This window comes from Streptomyces sp. NPDC048461 (assembly GCF_055587105.1).
Genome location: NZ_JBVJGW010000019.1, coordinates 1 through 14,984 on the forward strand (window position 1 = coordinate 1; position 14,984 = coordinate 14,984).

General features: G+C 74.2%; 13 protein-coding genes. 8 read left to right on the forward strand and 5 right to left on the reverse strand.

Annotated elements, in window-relative coordinates:
- Window positions 1-105 precede the first annotated feature (105 nt).
- Window positions 106-738 carry a hypothetical protein gene (locus ACZ6S8_RS27775; RefSeq protein ID WP_469460130.1) on the reverse strand — a complete coding sequence of 211 codons (633 nt, stop codon included), beginning with the start codon at window positions 736-738 and terminating at the stop codon, window positions 106-108.
- 214 nt (window positions 739-952) lie between these two features.
- Window positions 953-2,593 (reverse strand): phosphoglucomutase (alpha-D-glucose-1,6-bisphosphate-dependent), encoded by a 1,641-nt coding sequence (gene pgm, locus ACZ6S8_RS27780; RefSeq protein WP_469460131.1) that lies wholly within the window; start codon window positions 2,591-2,593, stop codon window positions 953-955.
- 290 nt (window positions 2,594-2,883) lie between these two features.
- On the opposite strand from pgm, the gene ACZ6S8_RS27785 reads away from it, so the two are divergent.
- The 3 genes from ACZ6S8_RS27785 to ACZ6S8_RS27795 all read left to right on the forward strand — a co-directional run bounded on the left by ACZ6S8_RS27785 (window position 2,884) and on the right by ACZ6S8_RS27795 (window position 6,247).
- The gene (locus tag ACZ6S8_RS27785; RefSeq protein WP_469460132.1) at window positions 2,884-3,042 is read left to right on the forward strand and encodes a hypothetical protein; all 159 of its coding nucleotides are present in this window, start codon (window positions 2,884-2,886) and stop codon (window positions 3,040-3,042) included.
- Window positions 3,043-3,318: 276 nt separating this feature from the next.
- Window positions 3,319-5,559 carry a SpoIIE family protein phosphatase gene (locus ACZ6S8_RS27790; protein ID WP_469460133.1) on the forward strand — a complete coding sequence of 747 codons (2,241 nt, stop codon included), beginning with the start codon at window positions 3,319-3,321 and terminating at the stop codon, window positions 5,557-5,559.
- A 160-nt stretch (window positions 5,560-5,719) separates the two neighbouring features.
- Window positions 5,720-6,247: a hypothetical protein gene (locus tag ACZ6S8_RS27795; RefSeq protein WP_469460134.1), complete on the forward strand. Its 528-nt coding sequence runs from the start codon at window positions 5,720-5,722 to the stop codon at window positions 6,245-6,247.
- A gap of 27 nt (window positions 6,248-6,274) precedes the next feature.
- Here ACZ6S8_RS27795 and ACZ6S8_RS27800 read toward each other — a convergent pair whose 3' ends face one another.
- Window positions 6,275-6,691, reverse strand: coding sequence for an ATP-binding protein (locus ACZ6S8_RS27800; protein ID WP_469460135.1), 417 nt, complete (start codon window positions 6,689-6,691; stop codon window positions 6,275-6,277).
- A gap of 204 nt (window positions 6,692-6,895) precedes the next feature.
- Window positions 6,896-10,162, reverse strand: a complete 3,267-nt coding sequence (locus ACZ6S8_RS27805) for a S8 family peptidase (RefSeq protein WP_469460270.1) — start codon at window positions 10,160-10,162, stop codon at window positions 6,896-6,898.
- A gap of 520 nt (window positions 10,163-10,682) precedes the next feature.
- On the opposite strand from ACZ6S8_RS27805, the gene ACZ6S8_RS27810 reads away from it, so the two are divergent.
- The 4 genes from ACZ6S8_RS27810 to ACZ6S8_RS27825 all read left to right on the forward strand — a co-directional run bounded on the left by ACZ6S8_RS27810 (window position 10,683) and on the right by ACZ6S8_RS27825 (window position 12,972).
- On the forward strand, window positions 10,683-11,441 hold the full coding sequence (locus ACZ6S8_RS27810; RefSeq protein WP_469460136.1) for a hypothetical protein: 759 nt from the start codon (window positions 10,683-10,685) through the stop codon (window positions 11,439-11,441).
- Between the two features lie 174 nt (window positions 11,442-11,615).
- The gene (locus ACZ6S8_RS27815; RefSeq protein ID WP_469460137.1) at window positions 11,616-12,149 is read left to right on the forward strand and encodes a type 1 glutamine amidotransferase domain-containing protein; all 534 of its coding nucleotides are present in this window, start codon (window positions 11,616-11,618) and stop codon (window positions 12,147-12,149) included.
- An 11-nt stretch (window positions 12,150-12,160) separates the two neighbouring features.
- Complete coding sequence (locus tag ACZ6S8_RS27820; protein ID WP_469460138.1) at window positions 12,161-12,427, forward strand: GlsB/YeaQ/YmgE family stress response membrane protein; 267 nt, start codon at window positions 12,161-12,163, stop codon at window positions 12,425-12,427.
- 140 nt (window positions 12,428-12,567) lie between these two features.
- A complete protein-coding gene (locus ACZ6S8_RS27825) occupies window positions 12,568-12,972 on the forward strand; it encodes a GPI anchored serine-threonine rich family protein (RefSeq protein ID WP_469460139.1) in 405 nt (134 codons plus the stop codon).
- Between the two features lie 12 nt (window positions 12,973-12,984).
- Here the strand turns inward: ACZ6S8_RS27825 and ACZ6S8_RS27830 are convergent, their stop codons facing one another.
- On the reverse strand, window positions 12,985-14,037 hold the full coding sequence (locus ACZ6S8_RS27830; protein WP_469460140.1) for a serine hydrolase domain-containing protein: 1,053 nt from the start codon (window positions 14,035-14,037) through the stop codon (window positions 12,985-12,987).
- 266 nt (window positions 14,038-14,303) lie between these two features.
- On the opposite strand from ACZ6S8_RS27830, the gene ACZ6S8_RS27835 reads away from it, so the two are divergent.
- Window positions 14,304-14,933 (forward strand): hypothetical protein, encoded by a 630-nt coding sequence (locus tag ACZ6S8_RS27835; protein WP_469460141.1) that lies wholly within the window; start codon window positions 14,304-14,306, stop codon window positions 14,931-14,933.
- Window positions 14,934-14,984 lie beyond the last annotated feature (51 nt).

Genomic DNA, 14,984 nt, shown 5'->3' on the forward strand with positions numbered 1-14,984 from the left:
ACCCCGCCGCCCCGCGCTGGGGGCCGCGGCGGGGGGGGGCGCGGGGGGGCGGGGGGGCCCCCCCCCCCCCCCCGCCATGCCCGCGTACCCGAACCCGCCCGGCCGTCAGCGGGTCGGGCGGGGAAGCAGTTCGGCGTGCTTGACCGTGTAGCCGCCCTTGGTCACCGGGGCGTACGCGGCGGGGGCCATGCAGGTGCCGACCTCGGCTTCCTCCAGATCGGTGTCGCGCAGCAGGTTCACGCCGTTCCAGGAGAAGCCCACGCGGTCGCCGGAGCGTCCCTTGTCCTTGCCGCCGTCGTAGACGCTGAACCCCATCCGCCTGCCGACGTCGTCGGGGCCGCCCGGGCTCACCTTGGTGATGACCGCCGTCAGCGTCGCGGTGCGGGGGCCGGTGACCAGGCAGTCCACCCGGCCTTCCCAGGTGTAGGTCTTGTCCTGCTCGGCGGAGTAGTGGGAGACGAAGACCGTGCCCCGCGCATCGGTGGGGAGTCCCGTGGGGATCCCGGGCAGCGGCCGGCTGTACGGGGCCGCCTGCGCGTCGAAGCGGAACGTACGGACGTCGCGGTCCGGGTAGTAGGGAAGGAAGAACTCCGCGCTTCCCGTGACGCTCGCGTACGCGGTCTTGTCCGTACGCTGCTCGGCGGAGGCGACGGGCGCGGCGCTCAGGGGTAAGGCGACGGCGAGGGCGGCGAGCAGGGCCGGGAGGGCCATCGTCCGGGGGCGGGGCAGTGAAGTCATCGGGTTCTCCGGGTGGTTGAGGGCCCCGTTGGCGGGGTTGCCCTCATCCTTGCTTCCGGTCCCGTCCGGGCCATCCGCCCCGATCGGTAACTCCTCAGGGGTTCTCGTCCGACCCGGGAGCGACCTCCGTCCCCCTGGGGTCGCACGGACGCAGCGGTTCGGCGGGCCTGACGCCGGGGGCCGTCCCCCGGCGTCAGGCACCCGGCGTCAGGCGTCAGGCGGAGAGGGCCGCCGAGACCACGGATCGTGCCGCTTCCTGGACCTCGGCGAGGTGGTCGGGGCCGTCGAACGACTCCGCGTAGATCTTGTACACGTCCTCGGTGCCCGAGGGGCGGGCCGCGAACCAGGCGCGGTCGGTGCTCACCTTGAGGCCGCCGAAGGCCGCGCCGTTGCCGGGGGCGGTGGTCAGTACGCCGGTGACCGGGTCGCCGGCCAGGGTGTCCGCGGTGACCTGGTCCGGGGAGAGCCGGGCGAGCACGGCCTTCTCCTCGCGGGTGGCGGGTGCGTCGATGCGTGCGTAGGCGGGTTCGCCGAACCTGGCGGTGAGCCCGGCGTACCGCTCGGAGGGGCTCTGTCCCGTCACCGCCAGGATCTCCGAGGCGAGCAGGGCGAGGAGGATGCCGTCCTTGTCGGTGGTCCACACCGAGCCGTCGCGGCGCAGGAAGGACGCGCCGGCGGACTCCTCGCCGCCGAAGCCGAGGGTGCCGCCGGCCAGGCCGTCCACGAACCACTTGAAGCCGACGGGTACTTCGACCAGTTCGCGTCCGAGGTCGGCGGCCACCCGGTCGATCATCCCCGAGGACACGAGCGTCTTGCCGATGCCCGCGGTCTGGGGCCAGCCCTCGCGGTGGCGGTAGAGGTAGTCGATCGCGGTGGCGAGGTAGTGGTTGGGGTTCATCAGTCCGCCGTCCGGCGTGACGATGCCGTGCCGGTCGGCGTCCGCGTCGTTGCCGGTCGTGAGGTCGAAGCGGTCCCTTCCCTCGATCAGGGAGGCCATCGCGTACGGGGAGGAGCAGTCCATCCGGATCTTCCCGTCCCAGTCCAGCGTCATGAACCGCCAGGTGGGGTCGGTTTCCGGGTTGGTGACGGTCAGGTCCAGGCGGTGCTCCTCGGCGATGCGCCCCCAGTAGGCGACGGAGGCGCCGCCCAGCGGGTCGGCGCCGATGCGCACGCCCGCCGCGCGGACGGCGTCCAGGTCGAGCACGGAGGGGAGGTCGCGGACGTAGTTGCCGAGGAAGTCGTACCTGCCGGTGGTGGCGGCCGCGAGGGCGCGGCGGTACGGGATTCTCCGTACCTCCTTCGAGCCGCCGGTGATGATCTCGTTGGCCCGTTCCTGGATCCAGTCGGTCGCCTCGGATCCGGCGGGTCCGCCGTGGGGCGGGTTGTACTTGAAGCCGCCGTCGCGGGGCGGGTTGTGCGAGGGCGTGACGACCACCCCGTCGGCCAGGGCGCCGGTGCGGCCGCGGTTGTGGGCCAGGATGGCGTGGGAGACCGCGGGGGTGGGGGTGTAGCCGTCGGTGGTGTCGACGAGGACGCTCACGCCGTTGGCGGCGAAGACCTCGATGGCGGTGACGCGGGCGGGCTCGGACAGCGCGTGGGTGTCGGCGCCGAGGAACAGGGGTCCGTCCACTCCCTGGCGGGCCCGGTATTCGCAGATGGCCTGGCTCGTCGCGGCGATGTGGTCCTCGTTGAAGGCCGTGTCGAGGGACGAGCCCCGGTGTCCCGAGGTGCCGAAGCTGACGCGTTGGGCCGGATCGGCGGGGTCCGGGTGCAGGGCGTAGTAGGCGGTCACCAGGCGGGACACGTCGATGAGGTCCTGCGTCCGCGCCGGCTGCCCGGCTCGCTCGTTCGGCATCCGTTCACTCCTCCGTTTTCGGTCGGGACTCCCGACGGGGCCCGTACCGCTCCATGGTCGTCTGCACGGCGCCCGTGACCGGGCCCGACGCCCCGCCGCGCCCTTCACGGCCTACCCCGCGGGGGCCGGGTTCCCGCGCTCCCCCGGCGTGCTCCCGGACACATCGGATGCCCTTTGTACGTTTTGCCGGGTATATGACGGTAATAACGTCTGTGCGCCGGTCGCCCGCGGTGGACACAGCGGGCGGCACGCGCGCGAGGCCGTCTTCCACCGTTCCGAGGGAGTATCCGATGGGCAAGATCAGCGGCGGGGTCAAAGTGCTCCGCGGCATGAAGCAGGAAGCCGACGGCAAGGCCCTGAGGGACACCCGGCTGCGGACGGCGGGACGACAGCTCATCGACAGGGGGCGCACCGAGATCCACCGGCCCCGTGCGGCCGGCCAGCGCTGACCCTGACCCCGCCCGGCGACCGGCGGCCGACGCCCGTGGCGGCGGCCGCCGGTTCGCGCAGGGGTACAGGTGCGGGGGCGCCGGAGGGGATGAGAGCCGGTACAGCGGGTACGGGAGGGACGCCCCTGGCGTGACGCGGCTGTTCGCCCTGACGGGACTGGACCAGGTGTTGTCCGTGCATGCGAAGGTGTCCGAAGCCCTGCAGGGCGGGGTCCGCTCCACCGGCACCGGCGACGGTCGCGGGCATCCGGCACGGCACCATGGGGGGCAGAACGCATGACACGGGTCCCGGAGCAGCCGGCAACCGGCCTGACGCAGGCCGCGACGGGGGCGCGCGCCCGGAGCGGGGGCTGGGCCGACGACGACGTACGGGCCCTGTTCGGGCAGTCGACCGCCGTGTTCGCCTCCCTGGCGGGGCCGGCGCACATGCTGGAGGCGGCCAACCCCGCGTTCTTCACCGCGATCGGCGGTGGGGAGCGCACCCGTACCGGACTGCCCCTGGGGCAGCTGATGCCCGAACTCGTCGGGCAGGGCTTCATCGCGCTCCTGGACCAGGTGTACCGCACCGGGAAGGCCCACACCGGCCGCGACGCCCGGATGCTGCTGGGCCGGGGCGAGCAGGCGCGCGAGGCGTTCTTCGACTTCACCTACGAGCCCCGCCTGGACGCCGGCGGCAACACCATGGGCGTACGGGTCATCGGGGTGGAGACCACCCAGGTCAAGCAGGCCCGCCGGCTGACGGCCGAGCACCGTGCGCTGCTGGAGCAGATCGCCCGGCAGGCCCCGATGGGCGAGGTGCTGGAGGGCATGGCGCTCGTCATCGAGGAGCTCGCGCCCGAGGAGCTGCTGGTGTCGGTGCTGCTGGCCGACGCCGACGGCCGCCACCTGCGGCACGGGGCGGCGCCCAGCCTCCCCGACTTCTACAACGAGGCCATCGACGGCATCGCCACCGGTGAGGGCGTCGGCTCGTGCGGCACGGCGGCCCACCGGCGCGAGAGCGTGATCGTCACCGACATCGCCACCGACGCGTTCTGGGACGACTTCCGGGACCTGGCCGTCAAGGCGGGCGTCGCCGCCTGCTGGTCCACCCCGATCCTGGCCCGCGACGGTTCCCTGCTCGGCACCTTCGCCATGTACCACCGGGTTCCGCGCGTCCCGCAGGAAGCCGACCTGGCCCTGGCCCGGCTCTTCGCCGACACGGCCGCCCTGGCCATCGAGCGCCACCAGGCCGAGCAGGCCCGGCAGGCGGCGGAGGCGAGGGAGAAGGCCGCCCGCGACGACCTGGCCTTCCTGCTGGAGGCCAGTACCGCCCTGGGGTCCGAGCTGGACGCCGCCCAGAGCCTCAGGAGCCTGGCCGCCGCCTGCGTCCCGAGGCTGGCGCCCCTGTGCGCGGTCGACATCGTCGACGGGGGACGGCTGCGGCGCGTCGCGACCGCCGCCCCCACCCGGCGCCGGCAGGACCTCCTCGCCACCCACATCCCCGTCTACGACGCCGCCGACGACGCGGTGGCCCGCGTCATGGCGTCGGGGGTGAGCGAGGTCGCGCGCCGCACGCCCACCGGGCCCGGGCCCTGGCACGAGCTGGGCGTCACCGGTTACATCTGCGTGCCCCTGCTGGAGCGGGGGGAGGCCTTCGGTACCGTCACCCTGCTGTCCACCGGCGAGCACACCTTCGACGGGCACCACGTCGCCCTGGCCGAGGAACTCGCCCGGCGCAGCGCCTCGGCCGCGCGCAACGCCCGCCAGTACACCCACCGCGTCGCCCTCGCCCGTGATCTGCAGGCCGGCTTCCTCCTGCCCGACCTGCCGGCCGTGCCCGGTGCCGAGGTCGCCACCCACTACCACCCCGCCGGGGAGGGCCTGGACGTCGGCGGGGACTTCTACGACGTCTTCCCCCTCGACGACGGCCGCTGGGCGTTCCTCCTCGGCGACGTCTGCGGACGCGGGGCCCGCGCCGCGACCACGACCGCGCTGGTCCGTCACACCGCCCGCGCCGTCGCCCCCCTGCTGTCCGGGCCCGAGGCTGTCGTCCACGCCGTCAACCGGGCCCTGATCAACCGTCCCGGCAGCCACGGCACCGGTTTCGTCACCCTCGTCTACGGCCAGCTCACCCCCACCCCCGACGGCCTGGACATCGAGCTGGTGCGCGCCGGACACACCATGCCCCTCCACCTCGACGCCGGGCACCGCGTCCACACCGTCGAGGTTCCCGGTTCCCTGCTCGGCATCTCCCGCGACGCCGACGTCACCCTGCGCCGTGTTCTCCTGCGGCCGCAGGAGAGCCTGCTGCTCTACACGGACGGCATCACCGAGGCCCGTGACGGCAGCGGCGAGCAGTTCGGCGAGGAGCGCCTCGCCGAGGCCGTGGCCGGTGTACGGCGCCGGCCGTCCCCGCAGCACATCGTCGACGCCCTGAACCGGGCCGTCCGCGCCTTCACCGGCGGCCACGACATCGACGACGACCAGGCCGTCCTGGTCCTGACCGCCACGCCCGTGGAGGGAACTCGGGCGGGGTGACGGGTCGTTGCGACCGCACGGGCGTCCCTCTCTCCGGGGGATACGGGCCCGGGCGCCGTCCGCGGTACCGACCGGCTCCGGCCGGGCAGGGAACCCGGGTACGTCGTCCGCCGCCGGCCTCGCCGTCGCAACCGACTCCCCGAGAGGACTCAAGGACCCGATGTCCCTATGGCCTTCGATCGTCGCCGTACTCGGCACCCTCGCCGGCGCGCTGACCGCCGGACTCCTCCAGCAGCGTTCGGCGCGGTCCGCCCGGGCCGAGGAGCGCGCGGACAGCCACCGCCAGGACCAGCTCGGCGCCGTCACCGGCTTCGCGGCCGCCCTGGACGCGCACCGCTCCGCAATGTTCCACCGGGAGCGCCTGTCCCTGGCCGAGGCGGGCACCGAGCACCAGCTGGAGGCCCAGACGAGGTCTCACGAAACCCGGGCGGCCGTCACCGCGCCCCACATCCGCCTTCAGGTCCTGGTGCCCGAGCTGGCCGGCCCCGCCCAGCGGGCCGCGGACGCCACGTACGCGCTGCGCAGGGCCACGGACCGCAGTGAGCTGGACGCGCGGCGGCATGCGGCCAAGGAGGCGTCCGCCGTCTTCATCGCCTCGGCCGCCGTGCTGCTGGGCCCCGGCAGCCGGTCGGGGGCCGCGCGGGTGCGGCCGCCGGAGCCGCCTGCGTCGGCCTTGCCGTCGCCGTGACGGCGTACGCGCCGTCCGGTCGGGTGCTCAGAGCAGGCGCAGGACGGCGTGGACGGTCTTGCCGCCGGGGCGGGCGCGGACGTCGACGCGTTCGGTGAGGCGCTGGACGAGCGGCCATCCGTACCCTCCGGGGAGGCCGGGGCCGGTGGGGCGGGGGAAGGGGGCGCGGGGGTTCGCGTCGCTGACGGACAGGTGCAGGGCGTCGTCGGTGACGGCGGTGTGGAAGCGGGTGATGCCGCCGCCGTGGCGGATGGCGTTCGTGACGAGTTCCGTCGTGACCAGCAGGGCGTCCGCCGCGGTGACGCTCTCGAGGCTGATGCCCGCGCGGTCCAGGAGGTCGGCGACGGTGCGGCGGGCGGCGGACGGCGTGGTCACGGCCGGCCGGCAGCCGTCGCTGCGACGGCCGGAGCCGGGGGCGCGGTCGGCTTCTGCGTGCTGGTTCATACCGTGGTCGCCTGCCCTCGGGCGCGGGGGTCATGCGGCCCTCCACCCGTTCGGCCGGTGGGCGGCGTGCCGCCCGGGAGCTCCGCGGCGGCGCTGCGGCCCGCCGGAACCGGGGTTCCGGCGGGCCGCAGCGCCTTCCCGGGCCGCCCCGGGCCGGGTGTCAGCCGGTCGGGGCCTGCACCCGGGGTGCGGCCGCGGGGTGGCTCACCTGCCGAAGTAGGCGTTGTGGATCGTGACCGTCGACCGGTTGTCGTCCTTGTCGGTGACGACGGCCTTCAGCGAGAGCGCCTTGCCCTTCTCCGGGGCGCGCACCGTGATCTTGTCCGCGGCGACCGGGGCGGGCGTCCACTTCGTACCGTCGTACGACACCAGGACCTGGAGGCTCTTCAGGTGGGTGCCCGCCGCCGCGCCCTGCACCAGGACGGGGAAGGTCTGCTTGGCGCCCGCCGGGACGGTGGCGTCCGGCGCGAGGCGCGGCAGGAAGCGGACCGTGGAGACCGGCAGTTTCGTCGGGGTGTCGGTGCGGGCCGAGGTGAAGGTCCACGAGGCGTCGATGCGGGTCGCGGCGCGGTTGTACGCCGGGTTCCGGTCGATCGTGGTCTCCAGCGTGTACGCGGCGGACTCCGCCGGCAGGGTGAAGGACGTCCGGTCGATGGCGGCGTCCTTCTTCTCGTGGGGCGCGCCGTCGCGGTGGAGGGTGGTGCTCGCGGCCGCGTACCCGACGAAGCCGGAGTGGCCCGCGCCGTCGGCGGCCAGCGTCAGCGATCCGTAGAGGTCGTCGCCGTCGCGCACGATCCCGTCGTTCTCGTTCAGCAGCGGTCCCTGCACGCCGAGGTTGAAGTCCTCGGTGTAGGTCTTGCCCGCCGTGAACCGCCGGGAGTCGCCGAGCTGGTAGAGCGAGTCGAAGCCGCGTCGGCCCGCCGGGTCCGGCGCGCCGAGGATGCCCGCGGCGATGTTCCAGGCGGCCCCGTCCCCCGTGGACAGGTACACGTTGCGCGCTCCCGGCGCCGGCCGCAGGGAGTACGGCGCCTCGACGCCGCCCCCGTTGTCGAGGATGCCGTGCGCCGCGAGGGCGCCGTCGAGGCCGGGCAGGGACGAGCCGATCCGGGTCTTCACCAGGGCCATGTCCTTGGTCCGGTACGTCTTGCCGTAGCCGGTGGCCAGTTCCCGGACCGGGCCGCCCGTGAGGACGTTGTACTCGCTGGCGCCGTGCTCCCAGTGGGCGGACCACTGCTGGGTGAGGGCGCCGTCGGCCATCGGGGCCCCGAGGTAGCCGGTGCGCAGGTGGTCGAAGGTGGTGAGCTCGACTCCTTCGATGAGGAACGTCTCGGGGGTGCTCAGGGTGTACATCATCCCGGCGCGCGTCGGGCGGGCGTTGCCGTCCGGCACCTTGACCGTCACCGGGCGGGTGGTCCGGGCGTCGAGGGTGACGGTGGTGGGGCCGGTCACCGAGAACTGCGGGTGGTGGAGGAGGTCGGCGCCCTTACGCGGGGCGGCGGGGTCCACCAGCATGTCGGCCGAGAGGTTGTAGGTGCCGCGGGCCAGCCGGACGGTGGCGGTGCCCGAGGACAGGTCGGGGAAGGTCCGCCGGCCCGTGGCGAGGCCTTCGTAGCCCTTCAGGTCGGCCTGCCAGGAGGTGCTGGGCGCGCCGTCGCGTCCGAGGGTCTTGAAGGTGACGTCGTACGACTCGGCCTCGCGTTCCACCGCTGCCGGGGTGCGTATGCTCTGGCCGGCTCCGGAGGCGACGACGGTGGTGGAGTACGAGCCGTCGGCGGTGCCGAGCCGGGTGTCGGCGGTCAGGCCGACGGCGGCGGTGCCGCCCGCGGGGACCGTGATCCGCTGGGCTCCGAGGGTGAAGAACCCTGCCGGGGCGGGCTGTGCGTCGCCGCCGGTGGGCGTGGTCAGCGACAGGTCCAGCGTGAGCGCGGTGGTGCCGTTGTTGCGGTAGGTCACCTGGCCGGTGACGGGTGTGTCGTCGGTGTGGGGCCACTGCTGGGTGCCCAGGCTGATCGAGGCCGGTTCGGAGACGACGCTCTGGTCGATCGCCCGGTCGACCGCGAGGCGGCCCGCGCCCTGCTGGAAGACCGTGTGGGCGCCGTCCTTGGCGGAGCCGGTCAGGGCGGCCTTGATCCGTGCGCCCGTCCAGGCGGGGTTCTTCTGCTTGAGGATGGCGGCGGCGCCCGCGACGTGCGGGGTGGCCATCGACGTGCCGCTCTTGCTGACGTATCCGAGCGGGTCCTGTCCCCCGGTGCCCTGCGCGGCGGCTGCCGTGATCTCCACGCCCGGTGCGGTGATGTCGGGCTTGACGGCGTGGTCGCCGGTGCGGGGGCCGACGCCGGAGAAGTCGGCGATCGCGTCGTCGTCGTCGACGGCGCCGACGGTCAGGGCTCCGTCGGCGCTGCCCGGGGAGTCGACCGTGCCCCGGCCGGGGCCGCTGTTGCCCGCGGCGACGGCGAACAGGATGCCCTTCTCGGCGGAGAGCTTGTTGATCTGGGCTTCCATCGGGTCGATCCCGGGGGTGTCGGGGCCGCCCAGGCTCATGTTGATGATGTCGGCGCCCTGGGCGACGGCCCAGTCGACCCCGGCGATGATGCCGGAGTCGTCGCCGTTCCCGCGGTCGTCCAGCACCTTGGCGTTGATCAGCTGTGCTCCGGGGGCGACGCCCTTGAACCGGGCGTCCTTGGTCCCCGTGCCGGCCGCGATGGAGGCCACGTGGGTTCCGTGTCCGACCCGGTCGCGGGTGTCCGGGGAGGCGCTGAAGTTGCGTTCCGCGGCCACGCGTCCCGCCAGGTCCGGGTGGGTGGCGTCGATGCCGGTGTCCGCGACGGCGATCTTCACGCCGGTGCCGTCGTAGGAGCGGGCCCAGGCCGCCGGGGCGCCGATCCGGCCGGTGCTGCGGTCGAGCGAGGCCTTCCGTACGCCGTCCAGCCAGATCTGCGCGATGCCGGAGGTGGCGGCGGCCGTACCGTCGCCCTGGGGGCGGGTCAGGGCCTGCCACAGGGCGCCCGTGCCGGCGGCGGGGCTGGTGACGGCGTCGGCGTCGAGGGCCGACAGGGTCCGGCGGACGGTGGTGCCGTCGGAGGCCCGCACGTGTGCGCGGGCGGAGGGGGCCTCGGCTCCGCGGTATCCGACGATCACCTTGAGCCCGGCCCGGTGGGCCTCGCGGCTCTCCGGCTTGGCGAGTTCGGTGATGTCGAACAGCCGCTGGTCCAGCGTGCCGTCGGCGATCAGCTTCCGGGCGTCACGCGGGACCACGTAGGTGCGGCCGTCGTGGACCTGGGTGAAGAAGGGCATGTCCTCCCGGCCCTTGGCCCGTTGGATGCCGCCGATCCGGCCGCGGGAGTCCACGAGGACCCGGTCGCCGGTGACCAGGGGGACGGTGTGCACGGTGGTGCCGTCCGCCGTGAGGCCCTTGGCGAAGGCCGCGGAGGCCGGGTCGCCGCCGGGGGCGGCGGACACGGGGCCGGTCATGCCCGCCGTCAGGGCGACGGCGGCCGCGAGGGCAACGGGCGTGGCGTACGCCTTCTTTGGCAATTTTCGCAAGATTTTCCCTGCTCAGGAGTGGATACGGGCGGGCGCGGGGCCGGCCCGTACGGGGGTGTGTCCGTGTCGCTGCGGTTCCCTCTCGCCCGCGGGGCGGCCGCCGGTGCGCGGCACGTGCGGGCCCGTCGGCCGTGGCGGTCGTGTGGTGGCGCAAGGGGGCCCCTGGTGGCGTGGGTTCGGCGACTACCCCTGGATACGTTGCGGTGCACGGGCGGTACCAGGTCCTGCCGGGCAGTGTGGGACGGCCGAACGGGCAGCGTCCGGCGGCCGGTGGCAGCAGGCGGCCTCCGGGGGTGCCTGCGTACGAGGTGCCGGCGTACGGGGTGCGGCGGGCGGTGGCGGGGTGCGGGGTGCGGTGGCGGCGGGCCGTGCGCGGCGGCCTGCCGTACGCGCGCCGTACGGCCCGTGTGACCATGTCCGTCGATCATCCGCACCACATGGGGGGACCATGCGCACCCGTACCCGTACCCGCACCCGTACCGTCGTGACCGGCCTCGGTGCCGCGTTCGTGGCGTTCCTCGTCCTGGCCGGCTGCACCGGCGCTCCGGCCGGGGACGGGCACGGGACCGCGGCGTCCACGGCCTCCGCGCCCGTGACCGTGCCCGCTCAGAGCTCCGGTTCCGCGTCCGGGGCGGGGGCCGGTGGCGGGTTCGAGGGGCCGCGGCCGCAGGACCAGAACCTGCTGGCCTGGACCGGCGACCCCAACGACGCGGGTCACGTCACGGCCCAGTCGGCCGCGGGGGTCGGCGGGCGGATCACCCTGGTGCGGCTCGTCCTGCGCGAGCGGATCACCTGGTCGAACGTCTGGCTGGGCCTGGCCGGCATCGACCCGAACGCGCAGCTCGCCAACTGCCGCCTCGGTGTGTACGGGGAGGACGGCGCGCTGCTCGGGACCACGCCCGACATCTCGTCCCAGTTGATGACCGATGCCATCGCCAAGCCCCTGGCTCTGGAGAAGCCGTTCGAGGCCGCGCCCGGAACCTACTTCATCGCCCTGCTCCTGAACGGCAGTTGGGCCACCAACGGGCTCACCCTGAAGTCCACGGGCGCCGGCATCTCGGTCAACGCCGGGCTGACGGCGCCGAAGCTCCGCTACAGCACCATCCTGACGGGCCAGACCGCGCTGCCGCCCCGGGTGGACCTGAGCGCACAGTCCGTGAGCACCATCAACACCGGCTGGGCCAGTCAGTGGTACGCCGTCTCCTGACGCCGGGAGCGGACCCGGGTCTCCGGCCCCCGGACCGGCCCCGGCCCCTCCGGGGCATCCCGGCTCTCGGGTGAAACCGGGTCCTCGACCGGTCCGTATGTCCGATGTTTCATCTTTTGATCGTGGGACAGTCGATAGACAGATCGCGACTTTCCCTTTCGAAGGAGACATTCCATGCGTGTGGCGTTCCTCGTGGCCACCGAGGGCATCGAACAGGTCGAACTGACCGAGCCGTGGCAGGCGGTCTCCCGGGCCGGGGGCCGTCCCACGCTGATCGCCCCCGAGCCGGGCCGCGTCCAGGCCTTCGACCACCTGGACAAGGCCGACACGTTCCCCGTCGACCTCACCGTGGGCGAGGCGAAGGCCGAGGACTTCGACGCCCTGGTGCTGCCCGGCGGCGTGGCCAACCCCGACGCGCTCCGGGTGAACGAGGAGGCCGTCGCACTGGTCCGCGGCTTCTTCGACCAGGGCAAGCCCGTCGCGGCGATCTGCCACGCCCCGTGGACGCTGGTGGAGGCCGGCGTCCTGGGCGGCCGCACGCTGACGTCCTGGCCCAGCCTGCGCACGGACCTCGTCAACGCCGGCGCCACCTGGGTGGACGAGGAGGTCCACGTCTGCACGGCGGCGCCCTCCGCGCTGATCACCAGCCGGAACCCGGACGACCTGCCCGCGTTCTGCACGGCCCTGCTGGCCGAGCTGAAGGGCTGAGGGGACACGCCATGGGAATCATCGCCTGGATCCTGATCGGACTGCTGGCCGGCGCCATCGCCAAAGCGATCACCCCCGGCCGCGACCCCGGCGGCTGCCTGATCACCATGCTGATCGGCATCGCCGGCGGCCTGCTCGGCGGCTGGCTCGGCAAGGTCATCTTCGGAGTCGAATCGATCAACGGCTTCTTCCACCTCTCCACCTGGATCGCGGCCGTCGCGGGCTCGGTCGTCCTGCTCCTGCTGTACCGGCTCGTGGCCGGGCGCCGCAGCCACTGACGCACCCCTCTCCCCGCCCCGGCCGGCCCCGCAGTCCAGGGGGCCGGCCGGGATCGGCCATTGAGCCGATACGGCCACCCTTGCCCCTTTTCTAGGGTGAAAGGGAGAAAACCGGCCGCCCCGATCCCTGGACGACATCCGTGAGCGACAACCCCGCCGCCCCCACCGGCCTGCGCGCCGTGCTGCGCCGCATGACGACGATGGTCAACTCCCGGCTCAGCCGGCCCGGCGCCGCCGCCCTGCTGGCCGCGGACGACCTGCTGGTCGAGGCGCCGGCGGAGGGCGCGGTGTGGACCGCCGGGCGGGAGCATCTCGTGCGCTGGTTCATCACCGGTCCCGTCGACCCCGTCGACGTCCACCTCGTCCGGCGCGCCGGCTCCGCCACCGTGACCCGCGCCGTCCTCGCCACCGGCCTTCCCTCGCACGAGACGTCCGTGAAGGTGACCGTCCCCGCCGGCGTCCCGGCGGGCGAGTACCTGATCCTCGTCACCAGCCAGGGCATGCTCGACGCGTACAGCCGCCCCTTCCGCATCATCGCTCCCTGACCCCGCCCGGGGTCAGCGGGGCGTGGTCGCGTGCCGTGTCTGCAGGGTGTGCAGGAGGTCGAAGGCGGGCCGGTCGACCGGGCGCGGGGTGGCGCCGAGGGCGATGACCCCCAGCCGCTTCTCCGGGTCGAAGGCGACGAAGGAGGAGAACCCGCCGGTGCCGCCGTTGTGCCAGATCTGGAGGCGGGCGCCCTGGCGGGGGTGGAGGCGGTGGGCCATCCAGCCGAGGTGGACCCGGGCGAAGGGGCTCTTGCGGTACTCCACGTCCCGGCTCAGGCGGATCGCGTCCGCGAGGGGCTCGGGGCCGCCGTCGAGCTGGGCCCGTACGAAGGCCGCCAGGTCGGTGGCGGTGGACCGCAGGCCGCCGGCTCCGGCCAGGCCGGCGAGGTTCCAGGCAGGGGTGGGCCGGCCGCGGCGGTCGTGGCCCCGGGCGGAGCGCTGCGCGCGTGCGGCGTCCACGTGCACGACGGTGTCCCCCATGCCCAGGGGGGTCAGGACGGTCCGGGTGACGAGGGTTTCGTAGTCGGTGCCGGCCCGGTGGGCCAGGGCCAGTCCCAGCAGTCCGCTTCCGAGGTTGGAGTAGCGGAACCTGGCGCCCGGTACGGCGCCCAGGCGGGTCCGGGCCAGCCCCGACAGGAGCCGCTCGGAGCTGCAGTGGGCGTACGGGTCCGGTGTGGAGGGGCGCAGCAGGGCCGGGAGCAGCATGCCCTTGGGCAGCCGGGGCAGGCCGGAGGTGTGGGTGCCGAGGTGGCGCAGGGTGATGCGCCGGCCGCCGCGTGAGGGGACGGCCGTGCCGTCGGGCAGCAGGTCGCTCAGCGGTTCGTCCAGGTCCGCTTCGCCGGTCACGGTCATCCGGGCCAGGGCCAGGGCGGTGAACGCCTTGGTCACCGACCCGATCTCGAAGAGGGTGTCGGGGCCCGGTGCGTGGGCGTGGTCCGTGCCGGTGCGGCCGGCGCCTCTGATCTCTGCGCGGTCTCCGGCGAGGGCGGCCACCACCACGCCGACGCGGCGGTCGGCCAGCCGGTCGGCGGTCTGCTGGACGAGGGTGCCGAGTTCTTGATCCATGAACGAAATCATCGCGGCGCCCGGTCGTCGGCCCGTGCGTCCTGATGATGAATTGCGGTGCGCGGCCCTGCGACTTGAGCAGGAGGGCGGTGTGCGGTCTCCTGCGCCGGGAGGTGGATGCGGCGGGGTGTCGGGCTCCGGCCGGTCCGTCTGGTGCGGGCCCTCCGGGCGGAGGATCATGCGGTGGGCGGGAAGGGGGCGTCGGCGGACCGGCGGCGCCCGGGTTCGGCGAGGGCCCGGTTCGACCGGGCCGGGGGGAGGCGCGCATGGCCGGTGCGGAACAGCTCAACTGGGCGGCCCTGTTGCAGTTCGACCAGGAGCGGGGGCTGGAGGGCTGCCGGCACGACGCGGAGGCCGCCGGCCGCCGGGGGGACGCCCGGGCCCGGGCCCAGTACCTCCAGGAGGTCGCCCAGCTGGAGGTACTGCCCAGGCTCTGGGAGTTCGGGGTGCAGCTCACCGAGGAGGAGTACCAGGACGCGGGGCGGGTGCGGTCGTGGATGACCCACGAGCAGAAGGCGGCCCGTGACGAGGCACTGTCCCGGTACCCGTCGCCGCCGGGCTGGAGCCGGGACCCCCACATCCGGTACTTCTGGTCGCCGGACGGCCACCTCATGTACGTGACGACGGCCCGTGACGACGGCCGGTTCGTCGTCAACCACGGTTTCCTGACCCCTGATCGGGCCGACCGGCTGCGCCGGGACATGCCGCGGCTCGCCCACCTGGTGAGCTTGTACGAGAGGAACCAGAAGGCGGGCCGGGGCCACGAGGGAGCCCCGGCCGGGACGCCCCTGGTGGGCGTCGGCCTGCCGGAGCCGCTGGGGCTGTGGCGGGCTCGGGTGGAGGGCGTGCTGCGGCGCAGGGCCGCGGAGCAGACCGGAAGCGGCGCCGCCGGGTGAACGGGCACCGGCTCGCGGGGTCGCCGCTCCCCCGCCTCGCGCCGCAGGGGC